The following is a 24,508-nucleotide window of genomic DNA, read 5'->3' as shown; positions in this document are numbered from 1 at the left end:
GTTCAAAATTGAAAACACCTGCTGTACTGATTGTAACCTTATGGACGGATTATCAGCCAGTCTCAATCATCGTGATTACATACTAATGGGGGTCGTCATGCCCTATTTCAAGCATAACAACGTTTTGTTGTAACGCTAACACTGAAAGGGCGTTTTAGCACCCTTCCAGGACTAAAGCTGTGATAAAAAAAACCCGTCGCCGGAGGGCAACGGGTTTTTTGTTCAAACTTTAAACCGTCGGGGCGAAATTACGCCTGCTGGTTCATCAGTTCGGTGAAAGAGGTCTCTTTTTCGGTCACTTTCGCTTTCGCCAGTACCGCTTCAACAGCCTGCTCTTCCAGTGCGACGTTGCGCATGTTGTCCATCAGCTCTTTGTTCTTACCGTAGAACTCGATCACTTCTGATGGATCTTCGTATGCAGAAGCCATCTCTTCGATCAGGCCTTTCACACGCTCTTCGTCTGCTTTCAGTTCGTGGGTACGAATCACTTCGCCCAGCAGCAGGCCGACAACAACGCGACGTTTCGCTTGCTCTTCGAACAGCTCGCGTGGCAGTTCCATCGCTTGCTGCTGGTTGCCACCGAAGCGCTGTGCAGCCTGACGGCGCAGAACGTCGATTTCGCTGTCGATCAGGGCAGCAGGAACGTCGATGTCGTTCGCTTTCACCAGACCTTCAATCGCCTGAGACTTCACGCGGTTACGTACAGCGCCGTTCAGCTCGCGCTCCATGTTTTTACGCACTTCGGTACGCAGGCCCGCAACAGAACCATCTTCCACGCCGAAACGCTTGATGAATTCTTCAGTCAGTTCTGGCAGTTCGCGCTCTTCCACTTTCTTCAGGTTGATAACGAACTTCGCTGCTTTACCTTTCAGGTTTTCAGCGTGGTATTCTTCAGGGAAGGTCACGTCGATGGTGAACTCTTCGCCCGCTTTGTGGCCTTTGATACCGTCTTCGAAGCCTGGGATCATACGACCCTGGCCCATCGCCAGTACGAAGTCAGACGCTTTACCGCCTTCGAACTCTTCGCCGTCTACAGAACCGGTGAAGTCGATGGTTACGCGGTCTTCCGCGTCAACAGCGCCTTCTTTCTCTTTCCAGTTCGCCTGCTGCTTGCGCAGGGTATCCAGCATGCCGTCAACGTCTTCGTCAGTCACGGAAACGATCGGTTTTTCAACTTCGATAGATTCCAGACCTTTCAGCTCAACTTCCGGGTACACTTCGAACTCTACGGAGTAGGTGAAGTCTTCGCCCTGCTTGTATTCACCTGGAACGTAGTTCGGCGCGCCGGCTGGATTGATTTTTTCTTTGATGATCGCGTCGATAAAGTTGCGGCTCATCAGTTCACCCAGCACATCCTGACGCACGGAAGCGCCATAACGCTGAGCAACAACATTCATTGGTACTTTGCCCTTGCGGAAGCCGTCAATACGTACTTTTTTTGCTACGTTGACCAGCTCGCTTTTCACAGCAGTTTCGATGCTGTCAGCAGCGATAGTAATCGTTACACGGCGGCCAAGGCCTTGAGTGGTTTCAACTGAAACTTGCATCTTGTTACCTCAAAAAAATCACAGTGCTCGGTCAACTCTGAATCTGTCTGTTATACCGGGATGCTCTCTTATGTGCAGATTCACATTCCCTGTCGCCAGAATCATCCCGAAGACATTCAATAAGACGCGGCATTATAGCGGCATCACTTAGGTGAGTCGAGAACGGTTGGAGCATGTTGCTGCGGCTTTTTTCACACTTTAAGGCTATTTTTAGCCTTAAAAACGCGCCATCCGCTCAAAACTCAGACAAAACAAAACGGCCTGAAGGCCGTTTTGACGAAATCTGTAAGCAACATACTGGAAAAACTCCGGCGGTTGCAAATCCGATTTATCAGGCGATGGTGCCTGCACCCCGACAAGGCGGTGATGCGAATACCGTATCCTGTAGCCCTTCCCATTCCTTAATGGTGTAGGTATGCAGCGCCAGCGCATGTACGGTTGTGGAGAGTTCTTCCGTCAAGGTGCTGTAGATCAAGCGGTGTCGGTTCAGGAAACGTTCTCCCGTGAAGCGATCGCTGACCAGAACCACTTTAAAGTGGCTTTCAGAACCTGCCGGCACGTTATGACGATAGCTTTCGTCGACAACTTCGAGAAACACAGGGTTGAACGCTGCCCTTAATTTTTCTTCTATCTGTTCACGTATCATCATGAAATCACTCCTCCGACAACGCTAAGGTGTCACCCATCCCTTTAAATATTAGCCGCTTTTACCGGTTCCATTACACCTTGACAACAAATATTTAGCTTTCGTCTGATTTTCTCATCCAAACGAATGAAGTTCACTATGAGGTTCATACGTTTTGTCACTTACAGGCAGAGAAAAGCGGAAAGGTGGTCAGTTTTCGGACAAGGCGATGAATTTACATGCGTTGACCACTTCCCCTGGCCGTTAGCGATGTTATGATGGCGGCAATTTTTCTCTCTTTGCTTACGATTCGTTGAGAACCCGAAAATGTTAAAAAAACTCTTCTTTCCGTTGGTAGCACTCTTTATGCTCGCCGGCTGCGCGACTCCGCCGACGACCATTGACGTTTCACCAAAAATTACCCTGCCTCAGCAGGATCCAAGCCTGATGGGCGTCACAGTCAGCATTAATGGCGCCGATCAGCGTCAGGACCAGGCGCTGGCGAAAGTGACTCGCGACAACCAGCAGGTCACGCTGACCGCCTCCCGCGACCTGCGCTTCCTGTTGCAGGAAGTGCTGGAAAAACAGATGACCTCCCGTGGATACATGATTGGCCCAAGCGGCGCGGTTGATCTGCAAATCATCGTGAACAATCTGTACGCTGACGTCTCCCAGGGTAACGTTCGCTACAACATTGCGACCAAAGCCGATATCGCCATCATTGCTACCGCGAAGAACGGCAATAAAATGAACAAAAACTACCGTGCAAGCTATTCCGTTGAAGGCGCATTCCAGGCCTCCAACAAAAATATCGCTGACGCGGTTAACAGTGTGCTGACTGACACCATTGCCGACATGGCACAGGACACCAGCATTCACGACTTCATCAAGCAGAACGCCCGTTAATCCTGCTGACTGACCCGGTGCTTCACCGGGTCAGTTCATAAGAACATGTCCAGTCACTACTTACGTATTTTCCAGCAACCGAAATCAGCTATTCTGCTGATCCTTGGTTTCGCCTCCGGTTTACCCCTTGCGCTCACCTCCGGCACGTTACAGGCGTGGATGACGGTTGAGAACATCGATCTTAAAACCATTGGTTTCTTCTCGCTCGTCGGCCAGGCTTACGTCTTTAAGTTCCTGTGGTCGCCGGTGATGGATCGCTATACCCCACCGTTCCTCGGGCGCCGTCGCGGCTGGTTAGTGATGACGCAGGTGCTGCTGTTGCTGGCCATTGCCGCAATGGGTTTCCTTGAGCCGTCAACACAGCTGCGCTGGATGGCCGCGCTTGCGGTGGTGATCGCCTTCTGCTCCGCTTCGCAGGACATTGTTTTTGACGCCTGGAAGACGGACGTCCTGCCAGCGGAAGAGCGTGGCGCCGGTGCGGCAATCAGCGTGCTTGGCTACCGCCTGGGTATGCTGGTTTCCGGCGGGCTGGCCCTCTGGCTTGCCGACCGCTATCTCGGCTGGCAGGGAATGTACTGGCTGATGGCCGCTCTGCTGATCCCCTGCATTATTGCCACGCTATTCGCGCCTGAACCGAGCGATGTGATTCCGGTCCCCCGCTCGCTGGAGCAGGCCGTCGCCGCACCGCTCCGAGATTTCTTTGGTCGCAATAATGCCTGGCTGATCCTGCTGCTGATTGTCCTTTATAAGCTTGGCGACGCTTTCGCCATGAGTCTGACCACCACCTTCCTGATCCGCGGCGTCGGGTTTGATGCGGGCGAAGTCGGCGTGGTAAACAAAACCTTGGGACTGTTTGCCACGATCGTCGGCGCGCTGTACGGCGGTGTATTGATGCAGCGCCTGACGCTGTTCCGCGCTCTGCTGATCTTCGGCATCCTTCAGGGCGCATCGAATGCCGGTTACTGGCTGCTGTCGATCACCGACAAGCATATGATCAGCATGGCGACGGCGGTATTCTTTGAAAACCTGTGTGGCGGTATGGGTACTGCGGCATTTGTCGCCCTGCTGATGACGCTGTGCAATAAGTCATTTTCCGCCACCCAATTTGCGCTACTGTCTGCCCTTTCTGCCGTCGGGCGCGTATACGTTGGCCCCGTCGCGGGCTGGTTTGTTGAAGCTCACGGCTGGCCGACGTTTTATCTCTTCTCGGTGGTGGCGGCGGTGCCGGGGATTTTATTGCTGCTGGTCTGTCGCCAGACGCTGGAATATACCCAGCGGACGGAACACTTCATGCCGCGCACGGAATATCAGGCTGCCTATCGGTTTGCCCTGCGTCTGCTGATGGCTGGTTGTCTTGCGCTGGTAGTGTGGCTCGCGGTACTCATCTTGAATGCGACGACCACCTTGTCGCTTCCGTTTGAAACCCAGCTGCTTGATGCAGGGGTGTTACTCGCCATCGTGGGTATCCTGACCGGTGGGATGCTGGATTTCATGTCATTGCGGAAAACGCAGATGACATGAAGTAAAAAGCGAAAGGTTATTTCCCGTTGTAATAACGACACGAAATTATAACGGCGAAATAACCGCCATCGGCAAAAAAAATATTTGTTGTTTTGTGCGGGATAGCATTCGGAAATTATTGGAGCTTATTTCGCTACGCTATTTTCCGTTAAACGATTCAGCATTCGAAAGATTGAATTTTCGTTTTTTAGTTGTCTTTTTATTGATAATTAATTGTTAATTATTTGTGTATTTTTCACAATGGTTATACCAATTGTCCCTTTTGCGGTATGCTGGGGCACCCTTTCGTTATAACGCCCGCTCCGTGCGGCTTCCCCCGGAAAACGCGACATAATTTGCAACACTTGTGACATGTGCGGCAGAACCCGGTAACACCTTCCTGACACAGGGCTAATGATGTTTACAGTAATGTAACCTTCCCGTAAAATGCCCCCACACTTTAAACGCCACCAGACTCCCGTGGAATTGAGGTCGTTAAATGAGACTCAGGAAATACAATAAAAGTTTGGGATGGTTGTCATTATTCGCAGGCACTGTATTACTCAGTGGCTGCGATTCTGCACTACTAGACCCCAAAGGACAGATTGGACTGGAACAACGTTCATTGATACTGACGGCTTTTGGCCTGATGTTGATTGTGGTTATTCCTGCCATCTTGATGGCTGTTGGTTTCGCCTGGAAGTATCGTGCGAGCAATAAAGATGCGAAGTATAGCCCTAACTGGTCACACTCCAATAAAGTGGAAGCTGTGGTCTGGACGGTACCTATTCTGATCATCCTGTTCCTTGCTGTACTGACCTGGAAAACCACTCACGCACTTGAGCCGAGCAAACCGCTGGTTCACGATGAAAAACCTATTACCATTGAAGTGGTCTCCATGGACTGGAAATGGTTCTTCATCTATCCAGAACAGGGCATTGCTACCGTGAATGAAATCGCCTTCCCGGCGAACACTCCGGTTCAGTTCAAAGTGACCTCCAACTCCGTAATGAACTCCTTCTTCATCCCACGTCTGGGCAGCCAGATTTACGCGATGGCCGGTATGCAGACTAACCTGCACCTGATCGCGAATGAAGCAGGCACCTACGACGGTATCTCCGCCAGCTATAGTGGCCCGGGCTTCTCGGGTATGAAGTTCAAAGCTATCGCTACGCCAGACCGCGCGACTTTCGACCAGTGGGTTGCAAAAGCGAAGCAGTCTCCAAACACCATGTCTGACATGGCGGCGTTCGAAAAAGTGGCTGCACCTAGCGAATACAACAAGGTGGAGTACTTCTCTAACGTGAAACCGAATCTGTTCAAAGACGTTATTGGCAAATTTATGGATCACGGCATGAGCATGGACATGACCCAGCCTGAAGGCGAGCACAACACGCACCAGGGTATGGAAGGCATGGACATGAGCCACGCGGAAACCGCTCACTAAGGGGCCGAGGAAGAAAATGTTCGGAAAATTGACACTGGATGCAGTGCCCTACCATGAACCGATTATTATGGTTACGGTGGCTGCAATTATCATTGGTGGCGCGGCCTTAGTTGGCCTGATCACTTACTTCGGTAAGTGGAGCTACCTGTGGAATGGGTGGCTGACTTCGGTTGACCACAAAAAACTCGGTATCATGTACTGCATCGTCGGTATCGTCATGTTAATTCGTGGCTTTGCGGATGCAATCATGATGCGTAGCCAGCAGGCGCTTGCGTCTGCGGGCGAAGCCGGCTTCCTGCCACCGCACCATTACGATCAGATCTTTACCGCCCACGGCGTTATCATGATCTTCTTCGTGGCGATGCCGCTGGTAATCGGTCTGATGAACGTGGTCGTTCCGCTGCAAATCGGCGCGCGCGACGTTGCGTTCCCGTTCCTGAACAACCTGAGCTTCTGGTTCACGGTTGTCGGCGTTATCCTGGTTAACCTGTCACTGGGTGTGGGCGAATTTGCTCAGACTGGCTGGCTGGCCTACCCGCCGCTGTCGGGAATTGAGTACAGTCCGGGCGTGGGCGTTGACTACTGGATTTGGGCGCTTCAGCTCTCCGGTGTCGGTACCACCCTGACCGGTATTAACTTCTTCGTGACCATCCTGAAGATGCGTGCACCAGGTATGACGATGTTCAAGATGCCAGTATTTACCTGGGCATCTCTGTGCGCCAACGTCCTGATTATCGCGTCGTTCCCAATTCTGACCGTCACCATCGCGCTGCTGACCCTGGATCGCTATCTGGGTACCCATTTCTTCACGAATGATATGGGTGGCAACATGATGATGTACATCAACCTGATTTGGGCCTGGGGTCACCCAGAAGTGTACATCCTGGTTCTGCCGGTGTTCGGTGTGTTCTCCGAAATCGCGGCAACCTTCTCGCGCAAACGCCTGTTTGGTTACACCTCTCTGGTGTGGGCAACCGTATGTATTACCGTCCTGTCGTTCATCGTCTGGCTGCACCACTTCTTCACCATGGGTGCGGGTGCCAACGTAAACGCCTTCTTCGGTATTACCACCATGATTATCGCGATCCCGACCGGGGTTAAGATCTTCAACTGGCTGTTCACCATGTACCAGGGTCGTATCGTGTTCCACTCAGCTATGCTGTGGACCATCGGCTTCATCGTGACCTTCTCCGTAGGTGGGATGACCGGCGTACTGCTGGCGGTACCAGGTGCTGACTTCGTTCTGCACAACAGTCTGTTCCTGATTGCGCACTTCCATAACGTTATCATCGGTGGCGTGGTCTTCGGCTGCTTCGCTGGTGTGACCTACTGGTGGCCAAAAGCGTTCGGTTTCACCCTGAACGAAAAATGGGGTAAACGCGCGTTCTGGTTCTGGATCATCGGCTTCTTCGTGGCGTTTATGCCGCTGTACGTGCTGGGCTTCATGGGGATGACCCGTCGTCTGAGCCAGCAGATCGATCCGCAGTTCCACCCAATGCTGATGGTTGCAGCGGGCGGCGCAGCGCTGATTGCCTGCGGTATTCTGTGCCAGCTGATTCAGTACTACGTGTCTATCCGTGACCGTAACCTGAACCGCGACCTGACCGGTGACCCATGGGGTGGCCGTACGCTGGAGTGGGCGACCTCTTCTCCGCCTCCGTTCTATAACTTTGCCGTAGTGCCGCACATTCACGAGCGTGATGCATTCTGGGAAATGAAAGAAAAAGGTGAAGCGTACAAGCAACCTGAGCATTACGAAGAGATCCATATGCCGAAAAACAGCGCCGCGGGCATGGTCATTGCCGCTTTCGCAACGGTATTTGGTTTCGCAATGATCTGGCACATCTGGTGGATGGCGATTGTTGGCTTCGCTGGCGTCGTAATCAGCTGGATTGTGAAGAGCTTTGACGAGGACGTGGACTACTACGTACCAGTCCGTGAAGTTGAAAAGCTGGAAAACCAGCATTTTGACGAGATTTCTAAAGCGGGGCTGAAAAATGGCAACTGATACTCTGGCGCACTCAACTGCCCACGCGCATGAACATGCGCACCATGATACAGGACCGACGAAAGTCTTCGGTTTCTGGATCTACCTGATGAGCGACTGCATCCTGTTCTGCTGTCTGTTCGCAACCTATGCCGTTCTGGTGAACGGCACAGCGGGCGGCCCGACCGGTAAGGACATCTTTGAACTGCCGTTCGTTCTGGTTGAAACCGCACTGCTGTTATTCAGCTCCATCACCTACGGCATGGCGGCTATCGCCATGTACAAAAACAACAAGAGCCAGGTTGTCTCCTGGCTGGCGTTGACCTGGCTGTTTGGTGCTGGCTTTATCGGGATGGAAATCTATGAATTCCATCACCTGATCATGGAAGGTTTCGGCCCGGATCGTAGCGGCTTCCTGTCAGCGTTCTTCGCGCTGGTAGGCACCCACGGTCTGCACGTGACCTCGGGTCTGATCTGGATGGCGGTGCTGATGTTCCAGATCTCCCGTCGCGGCCTGACCAGTACTAACCGTACCCGTATTATGTGCCTGAGCCTGTTCTGGCACTTCCTGGACGTGGTATGGATCTGTGTGTTCTCTGTTGTCTATCTGATGGGGGCGATGTAATGAGTCATTCTAACGATCATGGCGCTTCCCACGGCAGCGTAAAAACCTACATGACAGGTTTCATCCTGTCGATCATTCTGACGGTGATCCCGTTCTGGATGGTGATGAACGGTTCTGCATCTAAGCCGGTTATCCTGGGCGCAATCCTGGTGACCGCGGTGATTCAGATTCTGGTGCATCTGGTTTGCTTCCTGCACATGAACACCAAGTCCGATGAAGGCTGGAACATGACGGCCTTTATCTTTACCGTGATTATCATCGCTATCCTGGTAGTCGGTTCCATCTGGATTATGTGGAACCTTAACTACAACATGATGGTTCACTAAGAGCGGCGAGTATGTTTAAGCAATACCTGCAAGTCACGAAACCAGGCATCATCTTTGGCAACCTGATCTCCGTAATCGGAGGGTTCCTGCTGGCCTCTAAAGGCAGCATTGATTACACCCTCTTTATTTACACGCTGGTCGGTGTGTCACTGGTGGTTGCGTCCGGTTGTGTATTTAACAACTACATCGACATGGATATCGACAAGAAGATGGAAAGGACCAAAAATCGGGTGCTGGTTAAAGGCCTGATTGCTCCTTCCGTCTCGCTGGTGTACGCCACCTTGCTGGGTATTGCTGGCTTTATGCTGCTGTGGTTTGGTGCTAACCCGCTGGCCTGCTGGCTGGGGGTGATGGGGTTCGTGGTGTATGTGGGCGTCTACAGCCTGTATATGAAACGTCACTCCGTCTACGGCACGCTGATTGGTTCTCTCTCCGGCGCGGCGCCGCCGGTGATTGGCTACTGCGCCGTCACGAACGAGTTCGACAGCGGTGCGCTGATCCTGCTGGCTATCTTTAGCCTGTGGCAGATGCCGCACTCCTACGCCATCGCGATTTTCCGCTTTAAGGATTATCAGGCGGCGAACATTCCGGTTCTGCCGGTCGTGAAAGGCATTTCGGTTGCCAAGAACCACATCACGCTCTACATCATCGCTTTTGCCGTGGCAACGCTGATGCTCTCTCTGGGCGGTTACGCCGGATATAAATATCTGGTGGTAGCAGCTGCGGTGAGCGTATGGTGGCTCGGCATGGCCCTGCGCGGTTATAAAGTGGAAGATGACAAGGTCTGGGCACGCAAGCTGTTTGTGTTCTCGATTGTCGCCATCACCTCCCTGTCCGTGATGATGTCCGTAGACTTCATGGTGCCAGATTCACAACACCTGCTGACTTACGTCTGGTAAGAAGACTGATGTAAAAACGCCGGGTTTAGCCCGGCGTTTTTTATTGGTACGGCGTAACCCCTTTCTTTAACAGTATATTGCCGTATTTCGCGGTCTCGCCCGTCACCACGATGGCGTACGCTTTCTGTGCCCGCGCATAAAACGCATAACGGTCAATACGCGTAATCCCCTCCCCTTCCGCCTCACCAAAGAGTGCGTTGCGATAGCGCGCTTCTACCTGTATATCGAGTGTATCCCCGTCGACAGGGGCCATCATCACCAGCGGTGGCGCATAGCTGTCCAGTTCAAACAGCGGTATCACCGCGGCCAGCAAATCGCTGATGAGCAGGCCATCTGCGCGGATCGTCTTTGGCCCCAGGCTATGCGCGGGAAAGTGAGCATCTGCAAAAATAATCTCGTCACCATGACCCATTTCTGCCAGCGTTTTCAGCAGCTCGGGTGAAATCAGAGGGGATATCGTTTTAAGCACAAGGTTGCTCCTCAGGATAGAAATAACGGTAACGATAGTGGACCCGATCGCGAGCAGCCTCAGCGCTGGCCGTTTCTCCGACGCCCCACCATCCGTACAAAGACGCCCCCAGCACGGTCGTATCAGCCTCTTCAAGAACCTTCACCGGGATCCCAAGCGCATTGGACTTGAGCTGATTCCACAGCATATTGCGGCTACCTCCCCCCACCAGCAGGAGTTCACGCGCCTTAAATTGCGCGATCGCCTCCAGCGCCAGGCATTTTTCTTGCAGATGCACCGTGAGTCCTTCCAGGGCTGCGCGGTAAAAATGGGCTGGCGTTGTGGTGAGCGTAACGCCCTGCCAGCCGGCGAGTGGAGAATCGAGCAGTTGGGTATTCATCGTGACGCCATCCGCGCCGTTCGGAATTGCCGCCGCCTGAGCCAGAATAGTGTCCCAGTCGGTACCAGGCGACCAGAACAGCGCGCGGATCCACTCCAGTACGCCAGACGCCAGATATTGCATTCCCGGATTATAGAGCCCCGTCCGGCTATCCAGTTCGCAGGTCGCACCCGGGTATTGCCCCAGTAAAGCGGTATCAACCTGCGAGGTGCGCGCCATTAAAATCTCCCAGGTACCCGAAGAGAGAACTGGCTCATTAATTCCCGCCCCGGCGCCAAAAAGGGCAAACTGCGTGTCGTGCCCGGCGGAGATCACCGGCACTCCGCAAGGCAATCCGAGCCTGGATGCAGCGTCGGGCCGCAATTCACCAATCCTTTCTCCGGGGGAAACCAGCGGCGGGAAAAGGGAATGAGGCACGCCGATCTTGCTTAAGATCGTTTCACTGAAGCGCTGCTGATGCAGATCGAACATCTGACTGGTACCGGCCATCGTGAGATCGGTCGTCATCTTTCCGGTCAGGCGATGGTTGATTAGCGAGGAGATAAAAAGCCAGGCGTGAGCACGCTGTAACAGATCGGGATGGTTGTCCTGAAGCCAGCCTAGCTTATACAACGTGTTAAAACTAAACTGCCCAACGCCGGTGATCTGCTGTAGTTCTGCCGGGGAGCATGAACGGGCAACCGCTTCCATCACCGGCACGGTTCGCGGGCACTTCCAGCTAATGATCGGGTAAAGCAGTTCTCCCCGCTCATCTACCAGTGCGCCATCCACGCCAAAGGTCGTCACACTCATTCCGCACAGGTGATGCTCGCTCAGCGCTGCGCTGATTTTCTGACAACAGACGGCAAACCGTTGCATGATGGCGTCGAGCGACCACTGGTGCCAGGCCGGATTTTCAGCGGCGCTTTCGCTTTCGTTCGCCACCGCGGCGCGCGCCACAATATTCCCTTCGGGATCCAGCGCAATGGCGCGCACGTTCGTCGCGCCACAATCGAGAACCAGAAAACATTTTTTCATCGCGGTCCCCACAGGCTGCCAGCCCGCCGGAGCAGGCTGGCAGGCCGGATTAATGTTTGTATAACGGTCCGTAATTTTCACAGGCGCGGTAATCCTGCCCTTCCGGATCCATACCGTGAGCGCCCCAGGCCGTCGGCCGATAAATCAGCGCCTCCGGTACGTTATGCATGCATACAGGGATGCGTAGCATGGACGCTAGGGTGATGAAATCAGCGCCGACGTGCCCGACGGTTAATACCCCGTGGTTAGCGCCCCAGTTCGCCATCACTGAATAGACGTCGCTGAACGGGCCTTTACCGGTCAGGCGTGGGGCAAACCAGGTGGTGGGCCAGGTTGAATCGGTGCGCTTATTCAGAATGTCATGTACGTGTTCCGGCAGCTCAACACTCCAGCCTTCCGCTATCTGTAATACCGGACCCACACCCTTGATGAGGTTTACGCGGGTCATGGTAAATGGCACGCCACCCCGGGTGAGGAAGTTTGATGAGAAACCGCCCCCGCGGAAGTATTCATGCACCGCCGGACACCAGTGGGTTGCGGCCAGGCACGCGTTGGCTTCCTGCTCAGTAATGTCCCAGTGTGGTTTCAGGGTCGGTTTCCCCTCGGCGTCTTTCTGCTCCGCTGTACCGTCCAGCGCCGCCGAGCCGGAGTTGATCAGATGAATAATGCCGTGCTCAGCCCGTCCAGTGAGCTTCTGGCCGGTAACACGCTCAACCGACTCCGGCGACCAGTAGGTGCGTACATCAGCAAAAATCTGCGCGGTGCCGGTCATCAGATGCCCAAACAGCATCGCTACCCCGTTAAGGCTGTCATTTTCCGTCGCCACTACCAACGGCTGGCGAATACCGTTCCAGTCGAAAGAGCTGTTCAGCAGCGCCTCTGCGGTATCGCCATTTGGATACTGATCCGTCCAGTGGCGCTGCCCCTGGAAACCGGACGCAATGGCGTTATAGCCCAGCGATTCCTCCACGCGGCCCATCGCAGCGAGTTTAGGGTTGCCCTGCATCATGTCGCGGATGCACATCGCCATTAGCAGGCTCTCCCGCAGGATCGCGGCATTTTCCTGTTCATTGCGACGATACTGCTCTGCGTTTTTATCCTCGCCGAAACGGAAATGTGCCTTCGCCCAGCTCAGGGCCAGCTCAAGTTCTTGCTCGTCGTAAATCTTATGATCGATGCGGCGACGCAGTTCGGTCATATCCACCGCCTGCACCTTCATCCCCAGCCAGGATTCAAAGAAGTTGTGATCGACAATCGAGCCCGCGATCCCCATTGAGACACCGCCCACCGACAGATAACTTTTCCCCTTCATGCTGGCGACCGCCAGGCCCGCCCGGGCGAAGCGCAACAATTTTTCCTCAACGTCTGCCGGGATGGTCTCGTCGCCCGCATCCTGTACATCGTGGCCGTAAATGGAAAACGCCGGGATCCCTTTCTGGTTATGCGCTGCCAGCGCCGCTGCGAGGTATACCGCCCCCGGACGCTCGGTGCCATTAAAGCCCCAGATCGCTTTCGGGCGCAGCGGATCCATATCAATGGTTTCACTCCCGTAACACCAGCAGGGGGTGATGGTGATCGTCAGACCAACGTGGCACGTGCTGAACTTCTCTTCGCAAGCGGCGGATTCCGCCATTCCGGCAATGCAGCTGTCGGCAATTACGCACTCTACGGGCGTACCGCAGGGGTGGCGTAATTTTTCACTGAGTAGCGCCGCCGTGGCTTTCGCCATGTTCATGGTCTGCTCTTCCAGAGACTCGCGTACGCCCATTCGGCGGCCGTCAATAACAGGTCGAATGCCAATCCGGGGTAACGCTTTTATCGTTTTCATAGCCCTTCCTCACGTTGGTTAACCTATCCGTCTCAGGGGCATAGCCGTGAAAAAGCACCCGGGCAGCACCGTGAACGGAAAGCGGTGAAATTTGCTAACTCGAATTAGCTTAGGGTTCTCACTAAAAATGAGACAAGATAAATGTGCAGGATCTGTGAGCAGTTTCACGATGAGAGGTCAAAATTCGATCAGTGTCAGGTATTACGATTCAGCAAAATCTAAACATATCGTTTGAATTCAATTAAATAACAAAATACCTTTGCACGACGTCACAATTTGAATACAAATGATTTGGCTAAATTATGACCCTAAAATAGCTTTTAAGGACGAAAGCTAAGTCGAGTTAGCTTAATAACTAAATCACTGTGGCTTGTGATTCATTGCCTTTCCAACACAGGAATTTTGCAATGTCAGAGACTCTTATTCAGATGACGCGCATCACCAAACGCTTTCCCGGCGTGCTGGCGCTGAATCAGGTTGATTTCGATTTACGCCGCGGCGAAGTTCATGCCCTGTTAGGTGAAAACGGTGCCGGCAAATCGACGCTGATGAAAATATTATCCGGTGTTTACCAACCCGATTCCGGTGAAATTCGCTTTGAAGGGCAATCCGTATCATTCAGCGATCCGCTAAGTGCTCAGCACGCAGGTATTACGATTATCCATCAGGAATTTAATCTCTTTCCCGATTTAACCGTGGAAGAGAATATCTTTATTGGCCGTGAATTCTGCAAAAATAGTCGCTGGCAGTTAGATAAACGCGCCCAGCGACAGGCGGTTGAGAAAATACTGCACACGCTGAATTTAAAAATCGCCCCGGACGCCCGCGTCAGTGAATTAACCGTAGCCCAGCAGCAGATGGTTGAAATTGCCAAAGCGATTTCGGTCAATGCCAAAGTGCTAATCATGGATGAACCCACCGCCGCGCTGACCGAAAGTGAAATCGAGAGTTTATTTGACGTCACGCGGATGCTCAAGGCTCAGGGCACGGGGATAGTCTACATCTCGCACCGTCTGGAAGAATTGGCGCTGATCGCCGATCGCGCGACCGTCATGCGCGACGGACAATACATCGCCACCGTAGATTATGAAACGGTTCAGATCGGCGAGCTTATCGCCATGATGGTTGGCCGCAATCTCGATAACATCTACCCAAAACGCCCGCCGCATCAGCGCAGAGAAAAAGTGCTGGAGGTGAATGGCCTGACGCGAAATGGTGTACTGCACGACATCAACTTTACCCTCTGGCGCGGTGAGATCCTCGGCCTCGCTGGCTTAATGGGCGCAGGCCGAACGGAACTGGGCCGGGCCCTGTTTGGCGCCGATGCGATCGACGCCGGTACCCTGACGCTGAACGGCACCCCCACACGGATTAAAGACGTGGCTGACGCCATTGAGAAAGGCATCAGCTATTTAACAGAAGACCGCAAAAAAGAGGGACTCGCCCTCGGCCTTTCCGTTGAGATGAACATTATGCTCGGCAATTACCCGGACTACGCCGGCGCCGCGGGTAATGTCGATGAAAAACGCTGCCGGGAGTCCAGCCAGAAACTGGTGGATGCGCTGCGAATAAAAACGCCGCATCTGGAACAGGCGGCACTGAATTTAAGCGGCGGTAATCAACAGAAGATCATTATTGCCCGCTGGGTCTGTAAAGATACCGATATTTTAATTTTTGATGAGCCAACCCGGGGAATTGATGTTGGCGCCAAGCTGGAAATTTATGAACTAATGAACCGCCTTGTCGCTAAAGGTAAATCGATCATCATGATTTCATCCGAACTGCCGGAAGTATTAGGAATGTGCGACCGCATACTTGTGATGCGCAGCGGCCACATTGCCGGCGAAATAGAGGCTGAGCACGCCACCCAGGAAAAAATCATGCAATACGCCACGCTGGAGGATTAATCATGTCCGTTACCGTTCCATCGCCGCAAAGCGGAAGTCATACGATGAAAATAAATAAAGCGCTCCTGATGCGTCTGGCGCCTCTTTTTAGCCTGGTATTGCTGGTTCTGTTTTTCAGCTTCAGCTCACCGTTCTTCTTTAATACTGAAAATATCATGACTATCGCCCTGCAAACGGCGGTGATTGGCATCATGGCCATTGGCGTAACCTTTGTGATTATTACCGCCGGGATCGACCTGTCGCTCGGATCGGTGGTGGCGTTCTCAGGGGTTGCGGTGGGCATCGCCGCCGGGTTTGGTATGCCGCTGCCGGTCTGTATTCTGGCAGGCGTGCTCGCCGGCGGGCTTTGCGGCTATGTGAACGCGTTTCTGGTCACCAAAATGACCATACCACCGTTTATTGCCACCCTCGGCTTAATGATGTCGGTACGCGGCATCAATATGGTGATGACCGATGGCCGCGCGATTTATTTTTCTGACTACCCGCAGTTCAAGTTGCTAGCGCAGGGTCGCCTGTTCGACGTCCTGCCTTACCCGGTGTTCTACCTGGTCATCGTGGCACTGATCGCCATGTGGATCCTGAAGAAAACGGTGATGGGCCGCTATATCTACGCTGTCGGCAGCAATGAAACGGCGGCACATCTTTCCGGGATTAAAGTCCAGCGAGTGAAAATTTTCGTTTACGCCTTATGCGGCCTGTTAACCGGCGTGGCCGGGGTGATCCTCGCCTCTCGTCTCAATTCAGGCCAGCCAACCGTAGGCGTGGGTTATGAGCTGGAAGCCATTGCGGCGGTAGTGATTGGCGGTACCAGTCTGATGGGCGGCGTGGGCACGATTGGCGGCACCATCATAGGCGCGTTCATTATGAGCGTGCTGAAAAACGGCCTCAATCTCATGGGCGTGTCCCAGTTCTGGCAGATGGTGGCGATGGGCGTGGTCGTCGTTGCCGCCGTCTACCTGGACACGTTACGTAAAAGAATGCGTTAGGTTCTCGATACAACAAGCCCTGCCAACCCTACAACGGAGCAAATAATGAAAACCAGCCATATCCTGAGCGCCCTGTCGCTCGTTGCCATCCTGTCCAGCAGCGCGCTGGCAAAAGATTTAAACCTGCCGGTAGTCAGTAAAGGTTACCAGCACGAATTCTGGCAGACGGTCAAAATGGGGACGGAAGCTGCCGCAAAAGAGTTGGGTGACAAAACCAGCTACGTTGGCCCTGCCGATGAAACGCAAATCGCCGAGCAGATCCAGTTAGTCGAAAACACCATGGCACAAAAGCCAAACGGCCTGTTGCTGGCCGCGCTTGATGCAAACGCCCTTGCCCCGCTGGTCGAAACCGCCAACAGCCGGGGGATCAAAGTGGTGACCTTCGACTCGGGCGTGAACTCCGATATCCCGGCCAGCTTTGTCGCCACCAATAACCGTAAGGCGGGCGCACAGGCTGCGGATGCGCTGGCGGAGCAGGTAGGCCAGAAGGGGAAAGTGGGTATTATCGCCCACGTAGCCGGAACGACGTCCGCCATTGAGCGCTCTGAAGGATTCAGCGAGCGAATGAAAGAGAAGTACCCGAATATTCAGGTACTGCCGGTGCAATATAGCGACGGCGACCCGCAAAAGGCGATGGATAAAACCATTGATATGGTTCAGGCCAACCCGGATATCGCCGGTATTTATGCCACCAACGAAGGCTCAACCCTGGGCGTTGCGAACGCGATCGACAGCCAGAATCTGAAGGGCAAAGTGAAAGTCATCGGTTTTGACAGCACCGAAGCCATCATTAACTTCCTCAAAAACGGCGTGATTCAGGGCTTCGTGGTGCAGGACGCGTACCAGATTGGTTATCAGGGCATAAAGGCGCTGAACGCGGTGATTTCCGGACAGACGGTGGCTAAAGAAATTGATATTCCAGTGAAATATGTCAATGCGCAGAATATCAACACCCCTGAAATTGATAAACTGTTACATCCGTTTGGTAAAAAATAAGGAAGTTCATGATGAGTGACGGCTATTTCCTCGGGGTCGATGTGGGTTCAGCCAGCGTTCGTGCTGGGCTTTACTCTGCGCAAGGCGAGCGTTTGAGCTTCGCGACCCGTCCGATTTCGCAGTTTCACGCCAGCAACGCGCGCGTGGAACAGTCCTCCGCGGAGATCTGGCAGCAGGTTTGCGCGGTGGTGCGGGAAGCCGTCAACTCCTCTGGGATCTCACCCGACGCCATTCGTTCGATTGGCTTCGACGCCACCTGCTCGCTGGTCGCGCTGGATGCTGAGGGTAACGGCCTGAGCGTGTCCCCCGACAGTCCGGCATCGCAGGACATCATTATGTGGATGGATCATCGTGCTCACGAAGAAACTGTTCGCATCAATGCCACACGCGATCCGGCCCTGTGCTACGTGGGCGGCGAGGTGAGTATTGAAATGGAACTGCCAAAACTGCTGTGGTTGCAGCGACATCATCCTGAAACATGGAATCAGGCCTGGCGCTTTTTCGACCTTGCCGATTTTCTGGTCTGGAAAGCGACGGGCCAGGACGCCGCCAGCCTGTGCACCCTCACCTGCAAATGGAACTACCTTGCGCATGAGGCGCAGTTCAGCGAATCGCTGCTCAGGGAGGTGGGGCTGGAGACCTTACTGACAAAAATTCCCGATACTATTCTGGACGTCGCTGAATGCGTCGGGAAACTCAGCCCACAGGCAGCGCAAGCTCTGGGGTTGCCCGAAGAGGTGGTTGTGGCAAGCGGCATGATCGATGCCCACGCGGGTGGCGTGGCGCTGACGGGCTCACACCCGGAGGGCACGCTGGCGCTCATCAGCGGAACCTCGAACTGCCATATGCTTGCCAGTCAGACGGAGATCCATACGCCCGGCGTCTGGGGGCCTTACTGGAGCGCCATGCTGCCGGGCTACTGGCTGACGGAAGGCGGGCAAAGTGCTGCCGGGGCGCTGGTCGACTGGACGTTGCGCGAGCACGGAGCCAGCGCAGACCTGTTTGCAAAAGCAGAAGCGGCGCAACGCCATCCGGTGGCGCTGCTCAACGACTGGGTAGCCGCGCTTGAACAGGAAGAAAAATATCCCACCCGCAACCTGCACATTCTGGCCGATCACCACGGCAACCGCTCGCCGCGTTCGCGTCCGGATGCGCGGGGCAGCGTGGTCGGTCTGACATTAGAAACCGGTGAACGTGCGCTGGCGAGGCTCTATCTGGCCACGCTACAGGCCATAGCCTATGGCACACGACATATTATGGATACCCTGAAACATCACGGGCACACCTTGTCGCGCATTGTCATTTGTGGAGGAGCCACCCATAACCGGCTCTGGCTGCGGGAGTATGCCGATGCCACGGGCTGCGATATTCATCTCTTAGCCGAAGAAGATGCCGTCACTCTCGGCGCGGCCATTTGCGGCGCTGTGGCGAGCGGTGCATGGGCAACGCTCACCGATGCCACCCGGGAAATGGTCAAAGCCGGCGACATCATCACCCGTCGGCCGGAAACCGCGGCTTTCCACAGGCAAAAATATGAGGCGTACCTGATGCTGTGGACCCAGCAGCAGGCGCTTAATCTCCTGATGCAACAGGAAATGTAATGGCAGGATGCGTATGCTTTATCAGCAGTTTTTTACGTACGTTAAGGATTGAGGCGTAGCGATGGCCAAAACAGTTGAACAGATAGCGAAGGATCTGAATTTATCCGTCACCACCGTGCGGCTGGTACTGAGCGGGAAAGCCGAACAGTATCGGATCAGCGTGAAAACACAGTCCCGAATTAATGAACACGTCGAGCGCTTCGGCTATACCCTCAACCATTCGGCGCGCAGTCTTAAGCTAAACAAAACCGAGACGCTGGGACTCATCGTGCCCAACATCTCGAACGTGTTCTTTGCAACGCTCGCCGAGAAACTCGAACTGCGCTGCCGCCGTTCGGGCTACCAGCTGATGATCAGCTGTACTTACAACGATGTGGATTACGAAAATAAGCTGGTCAAAGCCCTGATGGCGCGCAACGTGGACGGCTTGTTTATCGTTCCCTCGACGCTGGAAAACCAGCAGCATCATTTGCGGCAGATCCAAAAACCACTGGTGCTCCTCGACCGGGATTTTGGCTTTACTGACAACGCGCTGGTTGAGAGTCATAACGAGGCCGGGGGGGATGAATTGGCCCGCAACATGCTGGCAGAGAGAAAAACGCCGCTCTGGTTCCTTGTGGGCGATACCGCACTGCCCAGTATTACGGACCGTCTGAACGGCTACTTACAGGCCCTGAAAACAGCCGGTATTCACCATCGCGAGTGGGTCATCGAAGGGCCGGACAATACGCCGGAGGGCGGATATGCCCTGATGGATTCGCTTATCGACAGCCAGGGTGTTCCGCAGGCGTTTATCGCCTCATCGTTACCCGTTCTGGAAGGGGCAATTGAAGCCCTGCGGACGCGTACCGGCACCGTGCCCCAACACATCAATATCGGCACCTTCGATGAGCACCCCATGCTGGGGTTCCTGCCTAACAGCGTCTGGTCCATGCAGCAGGATGAAGATACCTGGGCGGAAAAAGCGTTTGAACTGATGCAGCGAGCCATCGACGGCGAAGCGGTCAACGAGACGGCGAAAGTCGATATGAAGCTGGTCAAACGTTCCCGCCAGTAAAAATAAAACTGTACCCGGAGAATAAAAAATGGAACGAGCCCGATTAGCCAGAGACATTATCGACACCTGCCTTGAGATGACCCGCATGGGGTTAAATCAGGGCACCGCCGGCAATATCAGCGTTCGCTATCGCGACGGCATGCTGATTACGCCGACCGGGATTCCCTACGAGCATCTGACCGAAGAGAGTATCGTCTATGTAGATGCACAGGGGCGACACGAAGAAGATAAACTGCCCTCCAGCGAATGGCGTTTTCATCAGGTTGTGTATCAGACCCGCCCGGATGCTAACGCCGTCGTCCATAACCATGCGGTTAACTGTACCGCCGTCTCGATACTCAACCGCCCCATTCCTGCTATTCACTATATGATTGCCGCCGCCGGGGGAAACTCCATTCCCTGCGCCCCTTACGCGACCTTCGGGACGCGCGCGCTGTCAGAGCATGTCGCGGTCGCATTACGCGATCGCAAAGCGACGCTATTACAGCACCACGGCCTGATAACCTGCGAAGAAAATCTTGAAAAGGCACTGTGGCTGGCGCAGGAGGTAGAGGTGCTGGCAAAACTCTACCTGGCCACGCTGGCGATCGTGGATCCCGTTCCGGTACTCAGTGACGATGAAATTGCCATTGTTCTTGAGAAATTCAAAAGCTACGGATTGCGCGTCGAGGCGTAATTTTTTATCCGGGGGTGCTTTTATCACACCCTCGTAATATCTCTTAAACAAACACCTATTTACCGCACTTATCACCCCGCCTAAACTATGGCCTGCTTTTTGGTAGAGGTGGTAATGAACGATTATAAAATGACGCCAGGCGAACTGCGTGCGACCTGGGGTTTAGGGACTGTTTTCTCGCTGCGGATGCTTGGCATGTTTATGGTCCTGCCCGTTCTGACCACATATGGCATGGCGTTACAGGGTGCCAGCGAAGCGCTGATTGGTCTGGCGATTGGTATCTACGGCCTGGCGCAGGCGATATTCCAGATCCCCTTTGGCCTGCTCTCCGACCGCGTGGGTCGCAAACCGCTGATTGTCGGCGGGCTGCTGGTGTTTGTACTTGGCAGCATCATCGCCGCCCTCTCCCACTCCATCTGGGGAATTATTCTTGGGCGCGCCCTGCAAGGTTCCGGGGCGATTGCCGCCGCCGTGATGGCGCTGCTTTCAGACTTAACCCGCGAGCAAAACCGCACCAAAGCCATGGCGTTTATCGGCGTCAGCTTCGGCGTCACGTTTGCCATTGCCATGGTGCTGGGGCCTGTTATCACTCATGCGCTCGGCCTGCACGCCCTGTTCTGGATGATTGCGGTACTGGCGACCATTGGGATCGCACTCACGCTGTGGGTTGTGCCTGACAGTAAAAACCACATCCTCAACCGTGAATCCGGGATGGTGAAAGGCTGTTTCAGCAAAGTCATCGCCGAGCCGCGCCTGCTTAAGCTGAACTTCGGCATTATGTGCCTGCACATTCTGCTGATGTCCACCTTCGTCGCCCTGCCTGGTCAACTTGCCGCAGCAGGTTTCCCGGCGGCAGAGCACTGGAAAATTTATCTGGTCACAATGCTGATCTCGTTTGTCTCCGTTGTGCCCTTCATTATTTACGCCGAAGTGAAGCGCAAAATGAAACGCGTCTTCGTGGGCTGCGTGGCGTTATTGCTGATTGCCGAGATTGTGCTGTGGGGCGCTGGCCCGCATTTCTGGGAACTGATCGCCGGCGTACAGCTGTTCTTCCTGGCGTTTAATCTGATGGAAGCCCTGCTGCCGTCGCTTATCAGCAAAGAGTCTCCGGCAGGATACAAAGGCACCGCGATGGGCATTTACTCCACCAGCCAGTTTCTCGGCGTGGCGATCGGCGGGTCGCTCGGCGGCTGGGTGGACGGTCTGTTTGACTCCCAGACCGTTTTCCTCGCCGGTGCGCTGCTGGCGATGCTCTGGCTGTTTGTTGCCAGCACCATGAAAGAGCCGCGCTATGTAAGTAGCCTGCGGGTAGAAATTCCCGATGACGTGGCAATCGGTGACGCGTTAAAACAGCGTCTGGAAGCGACAGAGGGCGTGAGCGAAGTACTGATTGTCCCGGAAGAGCGCAGTGCGTATGTCAAAATTGACAGCAAAGTGACTAACCGCTTTGAGGTGGAGCAGGCGCTGAAGGCCTGAAAAAATGCCCGGTTTAGCCGGGCATGATTGTCTTAATCGCGGAAGTTTTTAAACTGGAATGGCTGACCGAGATCGCCGCCACGCACCAGCGCCATCACGGATTGCAGGTCATCACGGGATTTTCCGGTCACGCGGATCTCTTCACCCTGGATCTGCGCCTGCACTTTGAGCTTACTGTCTTTGATAAGCTTAACGATTTTTTTCTGTACCGCGCTCTCAATCCCCTGCTTCAGCTTCGCTTCCACAAACCAGGTTTTGCCGCTGTGAACAAATTCTTCCGGTACATCGAGTGAGGTTCCTTCTATGCCGCGCTTGAGCAGCTTGGCGCGCAGGATATCCAGCAACTGGTTGACCTGGAAATCAGACTCGCTCAGGACTTTGATCGTCTTGTTCGCGTCGTTCAGTTCAATGGTCGCCTCAACGCCACGAAAATCGAAACGTGACTCAACCTCACGGACAGCATTTTCTACGCCGTTACGCGCTTCCTGCAAATCAACTTCAGAAACAATATCGAAAGATGGCATCTTTTCTTCTCCCTTCATTTTTGTTGCGTTGCATAATACCCGCAACGAGGCATAACGAGAAGCTTAGCTGATGGCGCTATACTTAGCGTCATAGCACCTGGCGCCGTTGCAGGTGAGGAGGAACGATGAAAGTAACAGTGCTTGGATGCGGAGCCCTTGGCCAACTCTGGCTTACAGCGCTATGCAAACAGGGACACGACGTTCAGGGCTGGCTGCGAATTCCCCAGCCCTATTGCAGTGTGAACGTAATTGGTACAGACGGTTCAATTTTCAACGAGTCTTTGACGGCAAACGATCCGGAATTTCTTGCCACCAGTGATTTGCTGCTGGTCACGCTGAAGGCCTGGCAGGTCTCCGATGCGGTGAAAAGCCTGGCCGCCCAGTTACCTGAACGCACGCCAATCCTGCTGATTCACAACGGTATGGGTACCATTGAAGAGCTTAAATCTGTCCGGCAACCGCTGCTGATGGGGACAACCACCCACGCGGCACGTCGCGACGGTAACGTCATTATCCATGTTGCCAGTGGTATCACCCATATCGGTCCTGCGCGTGAACAGCCCGGCGATTACAGCTATCTTGCGGATACCCTGCAAAGCACGCTGCCTGACGTCGCCTGGCACAATAACATTCGCGCGGAGCTGTGGCGCAAACTGGCGGTCAACTGCGCGATCAATCCGCTGACCGCCCTGCTGGATTGCCCTAACGGTGAACTGCGTCAGCATCCCGATCGGGTAGCGCTGATTTGCCGGGAAGTTGCCGCCGTCATTGAACGCGAAGGCTACCACACCTCAGAGTCCGATTTACGTTATTATGTCGACCAGGTCATTGAGAGTACGGCAGAAAATATCTCCTCAATGTTGCAGGATATCCGGGCTATGCGGCATACCGAAATTGATTACATTACCGGTTATCTGTTAAAACGCGCCCGGGCACACGGTATTACCGTTGCGGAAAACAGCCGTCTGTTTGAGTTAGTAAAACGAAAGGAGAGTGAGTATGAGCGCATCGGCACTGGTATGCCTCGCCCCTGGTAGCGAAGAGACAGAAGCGGTCACCACCATTGATTTGATGGTGCGTGGTGGTATTAAGGTTACTACCGCCAGCGTCGCCAGCGACGGAAGTCTGGCGATTACCTGCTCGCGTGGGGTGAAGATCCTGGCGGATGCACCGCTTGTACAGGTGGCGGACGGTGATTACGACATGATCGTTTTGCCGGGTGGGCTGAAGGGTGCAGAGTGTTTCCGCGACAGCCCGCTGCTGGTTGAAACCGTTCGTCAGTTTCATCTTTCCGGGCGTATCGTCGCGGCAATCTGTGCGGCCGCAGGTACGGTGCTGGTTCCGCACGACATTTTCCCCATCGGGAATATGACCGGCTTTCCTGGCCTGAAGGACACAATTCCGGAAGACCAGTGGGTGGATAAACGCGTGGTCTGGGATCCGCGCGTTAACCTGCTCACCAGCCAGGGGCCGGGCACCGCCATTGATTTTGGCCTGAAGATTATTGACCTGCTGGTCGGGCGCGAAAAAGCGTACGAAGTGGCGTCATCGCTGGTGATGGCGGCGGGGATTTATAATTTCTACGAAGCCTGATGTGCTCCCGGGCTGGCAACGCGCTGGCCCGTCTGCCCTACAGAAATAGTGCAGTCAGCGTCACAGTTCTGCGATTCATTTTCCTGCCCTGAAGCGTCTCCCCACCGTCTCAACCTTCAAAAAACCCTTTATTTTCA

Annotated in this window: 22 protein-coding genes; 16 read left to right on the top strand and 6 right to left on the bottom strand. The window is 54.2% G+C overall.

The window, feature by feature from the left end; genetic code table 11:
• Positions 1–248: 248 nt before the first annotated feature.
• Positions 249–1,547, bottom strand: a complete 1,299-nt coding sequence (gene tig, locus FZF21_RS04865) for a trigger factor (protein WP_015571277.1) — start codon at positions 1,545–1,547, stop codon at positions 249–251.
• 331 nt (positions 1,548–1,878) lie between these two features.
• Positions 1,879–2,196: a transcriptional regulator BolA gene (gene bolA, locus FZF21_RS04860; RefSeq protein WP_003859051.1), complete on the bottom strand. Its 318-nt coding sequence runs from the start codon at positions 2,194–2,196 to the stop codon at positions 1,879–1,881.
• Between the two features lie 303 nt (positions 2,197–2,499).
• Between bolA and FZF21_RS04855 the strand changes: the two genes are divergently transcribed.
• The 7 genes from FZF21_RS04855 to cyoE all read left to right on the top strand — a co-directional run bounded on the left by FZF21_RS04855 (position 2,500) and on the right by cyoE (position 9,862).
• The gene (locus FZF21_RS04855; RefSeq protein ID WP_003859052.1) at positions 2,500–3,078 is read left to right on the top strand and encodes a lipoprotein; all 579 of its coding nucleotides are present in this window, start codon (positions 2,500–2,502) and stop codon (positions 3,076–3,078) included.
• 45 nt (positions 3,079–3,123) lie between these two features.
• Positions 3,124–4,599, top strand: coding sequence for a muropeptide MFS transporter AmpG (gene ampG / locus FZF21_RS04850; protein WP_017383190.1), 1,476 nt, complete (start codon positions 3,124–3,126; stop codon positions 4,597–4,599).
• 478 nt (positions 4,600–5,077) lie between these two features.
• Complete coding sequence (gene cyoA, locus FZF21_RS04845; protein ID WP_006809886.1) at positions 5,078–6,025, top strand: cytochrome o ubiquinol oxidase subunit II; 948 nt, start codon at positions 5,078–5,080, stop codon at positions 6,023–6,025.
• A gap of 16 nt (positions 6,026–6,041) precedes the next feature.
• Positions 6,042–8,033: a cytochrome o ubiquinol oxidase subunit I gene (gene cyoB / locus FZF21_RS04840; protein ID WP_149121060.1), complete on the top strand. Its 1,992-nt coding sequence runs from the start codon at positions 6,042–6,044 to the stop codon at positions 8,031–8,033.
• Positions 8,023–8,637, top strand: a complete 615-nt coding sequence (locus FZF21_RS04835) for a cytochrome o ubiquinol oxidase subunit III (RefSeq protein ID WP_003859057.1) — start codon at positions 8,023–8,025, stop codon at positions 8,635–8,637. The genes cyoB and FZF21_RS04835 overlap by 11 nt, the downstream gene beginning before the upstream one ends.
• Complete coding sequence (locus FZF21_RS04830) at positions 8,637–8,963, top strand: cytochrome o ubiquinol oxidase subunit IV (protein ID WP_006809888.1); 327 nt, start codon at positions 8,637–8,639, stop codon at positions 8,961–8,963. Before FZF21_RS04835 ends, FZF21_RS04830 begins: the two co-directional genes overlap by 1 nt.
• A gap of 11 nt (positions 8,964–8,974) precedes the next feature.
• Complete coding sequence (cyoE, locus tag FZF21_RS04825; RefSeq protein WP_017383188.1) at positions 8,975–9,862, top strand: heme o synthase; 888 nt, start codon at positions 8,975–8,977, stop codon at positions 9,860–9,862.
• A gap of 40 nt (positions 9,863–9,902) precedes the next feature.
• On the opposite strand, the gene fucU is transcribed toward cyoE, so the two are convergent.
• The 3 genes from fucU to fucI are packed head-to-tail and all read right to left on the bottom strand — an operon-like array spanning position 9,903 to position 13,555.
• On the bottom strand, positions 9,903–10,331 hold the full coding sequence (gene fucU, locus FZF21_RS04820) for an L-fucose mutarotase (protein WP_022647241.1): 429 nt from the start codon (positions 10,329–10,331) through the stop codon (positions 9,903–9,905).
• Positions 10,324–11,727: an L-fuculokinase gene (gene fucK / locus FZF21_RS04815; RefSeq protein ID WP_032620378.1), complete on the bottom strand. Its 1,404-nt coding sequence runs from the start codon at positions 11,725–11,727 to the stop codon at positions 10,324–10,326. The genes fucU and fucK overlap by 8 nt, the downstream gene beginning before the upstream one ends.
• Before the next feature lie 49 nt (positions 11,728–11,776).
• Complete coding sequence (fucI, locus tag FZF21_RS04810; RefSeq protein WP_017383185.1) at positions 11,777–13,555, bottom strand: L-fucose isomerase; 1,779 nt, start codon at positions 13,553–13,555, stop codon at positions 11,777–11,779.
• Positions 13,556–13,962: 407 nt separating this feature from the next.
• Here fucI and FZF21_RS04805 point away from each other — a divergent pair, with 407 nt between their 5' ends.
• The 7 genes from FZF21_RS04805 (at position 13,963) to FZF21_RS04775 (ending at position 22,254) form a co-directional block, all read left to right on the top strand.
• Positions 13,963–15,462 carry a sugar ABC transporter ATP-binding protein gene (locus FZF21_RS04805; protein WP_017383184.1) on the top strand — a complete coding sequence of 500 codons (1,500 nt, stop codon included), beginning with the start codon at positions 13,963–13,965 and terminating at the stop codon, positions 15,460–15,462.
• Between the two features lie 2 nt (positions 15,463–15,464).
• A complete protein-coding gene (locus FZF21_RS04800) occupies positions 15,465–16,448 on the top strand; it encodes an ABC transporter permease (protein ID WP_017383183.1) in 984 nt (327 codons plus the stop codon).
• Positions 16,449–16,493: 45 nt separating this feature from the next.
• Entirely contained in the window at positions 16,494–17,444 is a 951-nt protein-coding gene (locus tag FZF21_RS04795; protein ID WP_000858088.1) for an ABC transporter substrate-binding protein, read from the top strand.
• Positions 17,445–17,455: 11 nt separating this feature from the next.
• On the top strand, positions 17,456–19,045 hold the full coding sequence (locus tag FZF21_RS04790) for an FGGY-family carbohydrate kinase (RefSeq protein WP_039271571.1): 1,590 nt from the start codon (positions 17,456–17,458) through the stop codon (positions 19,043–19,045).
• 61 nt (positions 19,046–19,106) lie between these two features.
• On the top strand, positions 19,107–20,102 hold the full coding sequence (locus FZF21_RS04785) for a LacI family DNA-binding transcriptional regulator (protein WP_015571284.1): 996 nt from the start codon (positions 19,107–19,109) through the stop codon (positions 20,100–20,102).
• Between the two features lie 28 nt (positions 20,103–20,130).
• Positions 20,131–20,778 (top strand): L-fuculose-phosphate aldolase, encoded by a 648-nt coding sequence (fucA, locus tag FZF21_RS04780; protein WP_017383181.1) that lies wholly within the window; start codon positions 20,131–20,133, stop codon positions 20,776–20,778.
• A 114-nt stretch (positions 20,779–20,892) separates the two neighbouring features.
• Positions 20,893–22,254: an MFS transporter gene (locus tag FZF21_RS04775; RefSeq protein ID WP_032647425.1), complete on the top strand. Its 1,362-nt coding sequence runs from the start codon at positions 20,893–20,895 to the stop codon at positions 22,252–22,254.
• Between the two features lie 32 nt (positions 22,255–22,286).
• Here the strand turns inward: FZF21_RS04775 and FZF21_RS04770 are convergent, their stop codons facing one another.
• On the bottom strand, positions 22,287–22,778 hold the full coding sequence (locus FZF21_RS04770) for a YajQ family cyclic di-GMP-binding protein (RefSeq protein WP_047051145.1): 492 nt from the start codon (positions 22,776–22,778) through the stop codon (positions 22,287–22,289).
• A 125-nt stretch (positions 22,779–22,903) separates the two neighbouring features.
• Between FZF21_RS04770 and panE the strand changes: the two genes are divergently transcribed.
• Both panE and yajL read left to right on the top strand, forming a co-directional pair.
• Positions 22,904–23,815, top strand: a complete 912-nt coding sequence (gene panE, locus FZF21_RS04765; protein ID WP_032647423.1) for a 2-dehydropantoate 2-reductase — start codon at positions 22,904–22,906, stop codon at positions 23,813–23,815.
• Positions 23,778–24,371: a protein deglycase YajL gene (gene yajL, locus FZF21_RS04760; RefSeq protein WP_015571288.1), complete on the top strand. Its 594-nt coding sequence runs from the start codon at positions 23,778–23,780 to the stop codon at positions 24,369–24,371. The genes panE and yajL overlap by 38 nt, the downstream gene beginning before the upstream one ends.
• The last annotated feature ends 137 nt before the right edge of the window (positions 24,372–24,508 follow it).

The organism is Enterobacter sp. LU1 (genome assembly GCF_008271405.2).
In the GTDB taxonomy this organism is placed as follows: Bacteria; Pseudomonadota; Gammaproteobacteria; order Enterobacterales; family Enterobacteriaceae; genus Enterobacter; species Enterobacter hormaechei_C.
Note: the sequence above shows the minus strand (reverse complement) of the source record. Positions and strands in the feature narration are given on the sequence as shown.